The following is a 508-nucleotide window of genomic DNA, read 5'->3' as shown; positions in this document are numbered from 1 at the left end:
AATGAGAAGTTACTGACCACTTGATCGCGCTCTTTAAGCAGTTTGAAAAGCGAACCCAGCGCATCACCAATTTGTGTATTTAGGTGATCGTGCGCTTTTTTATGGTCACGGGCAGATTCAGCCAATCCAATAAGCAAGGCTTTACGGCGTTCGGCCTTATTTGCTGCTTCTTCTTCATGAATAAGGGCCAGTTCGAGTTCTTCCTGTTCATGCAATAGTTCCAGCTTGTCTCTCAGCATGGCGCGATCACGGGTCACTTTGTCCAATTCGGCTTTGGTTAATGACTTAGGTTTTAGCTGCTCAAGGCTTGTTTGGGCCTCTGCAATCAGCTCTCGAATTCTGTTTAATTTCTTGCTCATGGTGGTCTCTCTTAATTCAGAATGTTCGTTGGTTTCCTGAGATATTAAAGGAGAGATCGGGCGTAACAAGCCCGTAGCGCCTAAGCGATATTTTTTCCCTGATAGATGTTTATTGCGCGGCTAGAGATGAGGGGGATCGCGTAACTATC

The 508-nt window shown here is 45.7% G+C and carries 1 protein-coding gene; it reads right to left on the bottom strand.

The genetic code is table 11. The features are described 5' to 3' along the window. A partial coding sequence (locus R7093_RS28395) for a hypothetical protein (protein ID WP_318147431.1) occupies positions 1-359 on the bottom strand: 359 nt, incomplete at its 3' end. Positions 360-508: the final 149 nt, after the last annotated feature.

The sequence above is a fragment of the Vibrio sp. 1580 genome (assembly GCF_033340055.1).
The sequence above is the reverse complement of the archived record's forward strand: the minus strand, read 5'-3'. Positions and strand labels throughout refer to the sequence as shown.